Raw genomic sequence first — 3,660 nt, forward strand, 5'->3', positions numbered from 1 at the left:
GGCTTTGTCAAGTTGACGGCTGTAAACTACCTTTTTGGCCAAAGCGTAGTTATCCTGATTAGATAGTTTTCTGAGATGCGGCAGTGACAGTCCAACCATGCCATGTGACGAAGCGTTCCTGGAGTACGGCACGATGACATGCCGCGTTCATCCGATGTCTGGGCAGCGCGAAGTGCTGCCGGATCGGGCCAAAGCATGAAAGAAACGCTTGCGTGCGACGCGCATCGCGAAAGCCGCACATCTGGCGTTCGCGCCTGCGGGTCGGTTGGTGGCTGTTCTCGGCACGGTTGTTCACACGTGCAGCCGCCTTGACGAAAACGTGCTTTACATGAGCGAGCTCAGGAATGTCAGCCTTCGCCGCCGGATAGCTGCGCAACTGGTCGGTCACGATCTTGCGCGGCACCGGGTTTGAACGCAGCACCCGCCGGAAGAAGCGCTTTGCCGCGGACTTATCGCGCCGCTTTTGCACCAGCACATCGAGCTCAGCACCGTGCTCGTCGACCGCTCGCCACAACAGATACGGCTCGCCGCGCAGCGTCACGAACATCTCGTCCAGATGCCATATGCTGCCCGGCCTGGGCCGCGCCGCTTTGGCGCACCGGGCGAATTCAGCGCCGAATTTGTCGCACCAGCAACGGATCGTTTCGTACGTGATCACGACACCACGCTCGAGCAACAACTCCTCGACGTCGCGCAGGCTCAGGCTAAACCGGAAATACCACCGAACCGCGCAGCTGATGACGACGGCAGGGAAGCGGTGACCGTGATAAAGCGATTTCGTTTTCTTCATCACTTCATTCTACCGCCGCCTCCACATCAACCTGACAGTGCCCGAGCAGGTAAAAGCGGCATCGCCTTCGGCACGGGTTATCCACCGGGCCGCTCGCCTCTCGCTATAGAGAAGCGGGCGGCGGCCCCGTGGTTAACCCTGCGTGATCTCGTTTCAGGACGCCCAGCGTGCCACACGAAAAAAAAACGTTGATCTAAACGATTGGCTTGCCACGGCTAAGCATTCGAGGTTCAACCAACCGTACACGGCGATGGTCTATCAGCCGATGCTGGAACTGGTTGCGTACTTGCGCGCGAATGGCTTTAAAACCTTCATCGTGTCCGGTGGCGGCATCGAATTCATGCGGCCATGGACGGAGAAAATATATGGCATTCCACCCGAGCAGGTAATCGGCAGCAGCGGCAAGACCCGGTTCGAGATGCTCGACGGCAAGCCGGTGCTAATGCGTTTGCCTGAGTTGGGCTTCATTGACGACGGTCCCGGCAAGCCGGTTGGAATCAACCTGCATATTGGCCGCCGTCCCGTTTTCGCCTTCGGCAATTCCGATGGTGACCTGCAGATGCTCCAATGGACCGCTGCCGGTGACGGTGCGCGCTTCATGGGCCTTGTCCATCATACGGACGCGGTGCGCGAATGGGCCTACGACCGGCAGTCGAGCATCGGAAAACTCGACAAGGCGCTCGACGAGGCGGAGGCCAAGGGCTGGACCGTCGTGGACATGAAACAGGACTGGAATGTGGTTTTTCCGTTCGAGAAGAAGTAACGGCATAATGGAATTTGCTTTTAATGTGTCTTTCGCGCATTGCTGCGCAGGCGAATGACCGTAGATGAGAACTCTGCCCGATGACCGACTCGGGCGCGCTAATACACTGGCTCGAGACCTGGAGGTCGGTGCTTGAAGCGCCGATGAACCCAGTAGTACTGGTCCGGAATACGCAGTATCTGCGATTCCAGGAACGCGTTCATTCTGCGGGCATCCTTTTCGTCGCTCATCGAGGGGAAGTCTTCCAGCGACTCGAAGATCGTCAGCTTGTAGCCGCGATAACACGGCAGTACCTCTGTGATGAACGGCACGACCCTCGCCCGCCCAAGTCTCGCGAGGCGGGAAATCGAGGTCAGCGTGCATGTCGGAACGCCGAAGAACGGCACGAACACCGAGTTCTCGACGCCGTGGTCCATGTCCGCCGCTAGCATCACTGGTTTGCCAGATCGCAACAGCGCCACGACTTTTCTTGCGCTCGTCGAACGTTCGATCATCTCCGCGCCGAACCGGCTGCGGCGCTTGCGGGCAAGTTCGCAAAGACGCTCGTTGGACATGCGCGAGTACAGAGCCGCAACGGGCAGGCTCATGGAATAAAGCATGCAGCCGACCTCGATGGCGACGAAATGAAAACCCATGAAGATGGTGGGCGGAGGATGCTCGTCGTGCAGGTCGATGCGGCTATCTATCTGCACGAGATGTTGTATCGACCGCTCGCTGCCGTACCATTGCACGCCGCGTTCAAGGTAGCTCCGCACGACCTGACGAAAATTCTCTTTCGCGAGCATGTCGCAATCAGCCATCGATTTCTCGGGGAAGCACAGACGCAGATTCACCAGGGCAATGCGCTTGCGGCGACTGGGGATCCGATAAAGCAGCGCGCCGAGCGCCGACCCCAGGCGCGCGACGAGCCGATAAGGCAGACACGCGAATAGACGCAACGTCACCACGATCATCGCAAATCCAAAGGCTTTCATGAACGCCTCCAGTCTTCCTTGTCTGGCCGAGTATGAGATCTTTCAACTCGACCGATCAATTGACCTTTAGTTTCATAGAATCGCTACCCAGCGCGAGGAGCCGGGAGATCGTCGCAACGTTGCCCTCGGGCCTCGCTTTTTCAATGCTATGAGTGCAAGATTGCACAGCAACTTTTGCGCCCCCTATCGGGGAAAGGGGCTGTGAAGGAAATCCGAGATGGGTTGATCGACTTGAGCACACGGGCGGATATCGTCAATATGACGATCCTCCTCGCCCTGCTCCTGCTTAACGTGTTCGTCCTCCCGTTCGCCGTTTCGCCGACAAGCGTCTTCGCGCACGTTATGCGGGACCTGCTCCTGTCGTTCATGCTGCTGAGCGGTGCGGTCACAGCACTGGATCGTCGGCGGACGTTCATCGTCATCGCGGCGATTGCGTTCGGCGCGATACATTTTCGCTGGAGCGAATGGGTTCTTCCCTTCGATAAAGGCGGCGGGGCCGTCGTTCTTTACATCATGGTTGGCGTGATCTGGGCCGAAGATTACCAGCTCATTGCCCTGCACACGCCCGGCTCGTTTGTCGCGGGGTCCCAAGACGCGCGCTGCGCGGCCACCCGACTGGATCTACCTCAGCTTCGCCACGCTGACCACCGTTGGCTATGGCGGCATCACGCCGCACGGCCACGCGACGCGATCGCTCGCGATCCTCGAAGCGCTGATCTGCCAGCTCTATCCGACGATTGTCCTGGCGCGGCTCGTGTCCCTGCACGTCGCGGGCAATAGACCCGACACGAACCGCCCATGAGCTTGCGCCTCACTGAACGGGCCTTCTGGCGATCGGCTTGCGCGGCATTGCCGGGTAGACACTGGGTGTCTGCTATAGGCAAGTTTGCTATTACTTCATGTTTCCTGCAATTCGGGAAATCCGATCCCTGACGACACTGATCGCCTGTTTGAGCGCGTAGACATCCTGAAAATAGCGCTGCGGTATCCGTATCTGACTGGCGTGTGCATCGATGTCCTCGATTTCATCGCGCCATTGCGTAATCTGGTCCCGGGTCGGTTGCCTGTTTTTCCATATTTCATCTTCCAGCGATTTGATTTCGCGGTACCAAACCGCGAGCCGTCTCTTGATC

Annotated in this window: 4 protein-coding genes and 2 pseudogenes; 2 read left to right on the forward strand and 4 right to left on the reverse strand. The window is 58.4% G+C overall.

The window, feature by feature from the left end; all coding sequences use genetic code 11:
* Positions 1–58: 58 nt before the first annotated feature.
* Entirely contained in the window at positions 59–790 is a 732-nt protein-coding gene (locus P0D73_RS45975; RefSeq protein WP_408321215.1) for an IS6 family transposase, read from the reverse strand.
* 193 nt (positions 791–983) lie between these two features.
* Between P0D73_RS45975 and P0D73_RS45980 the strand changes: the two are divergent.
* A pseudogene (locus P0D73_RS45980) lies at positions 984–1,553 on the forward strand (HAD family hydrolase); the annotation flags it as partial.
* Between the two features lie 98 nt (positions 1,554–1,651).
* Here P0D73_RS45980 and P0D73_RS45985 read toward each other — a convergent pair.
* The gene (locus P0D73_RS45985) at positions 1,652–2,527 is read right to left on the reverse strand and encodes a lipid A biosynthesis lauroyl acyltransferase (RefSeq protein ID WP_408321217.1); all 876 of its coding nucleotides are present in this window, start codon (positions 2,525–2,527) and stop codon (positions 1,652–1,654) included.
* Positions 2,528–2,710: 183 nt separating this feature from the next.
* On the reverse strand, positions 2,711–3,088 hold the full coding sequence (locus P0D73_RS45990; RefSeq protein ID WP_408321219.1) for a hypothetical protein: 378 nt from the start codon (positions 3,086–3,088) through the stop codon (positions 2,711–2,713).
* A 13-nt stretch (positions 3,089–3,101) separates the two neighbouring features.
* Here P0D73_RS45990 and P0D73_RS45995 point away from each other — a divergent pair, with 13 nt between their 5' ends.
* Positions 3,102–3,329 (forward strand): potassium channel family protein, encoded by a 228-nt coding sequence (locus tag P0D73_RS45995; RefSeq protein WP_408321221.1) that lies wholly within the window; start codon positions 3,102–3,104, stop codon positions 3,327–3,329.
* Positions 3,330–3,419: 90 nt separating this feature from the next.
* On the opposite strand, the pseudogene P0D73_RS46000 reads toward P0D73_RS45995, so the two are convergent.
* A pseudogene (locus P0D73_RS46000) lies at positions 3,420–3,660 on the reverse strand (TAXI family TRAP transporter solute-binding subunit); the annotation flags it as partial.

This window comes from Paraburkholderia sp. RL18-101-BIB-B, from assembly GCF_046026985.1.
Taxonomy (GTDB): Bacteria; Pseudomonadota; Gammaproteobacteria; order Burkholderiales; family Burkholderiaceae; genus Paraburkholderia.

Coding starts and splice junctions, on each gene's coding strand:
- P0D73_RS45975 (WP_408321215.1), bottom strand. CDS start 790: ATGAAGAAAACGAAATCGCTTTATCACGGTCACCGCTTCCCTGCCGTC.
- P0D73_RS45985 (WP_408321217.1), bottom strand. CDS start 2,527: ATGAAAGCCTTTGGATTTGCGATGATCGTGGTGACGTTGCGTCTATTC.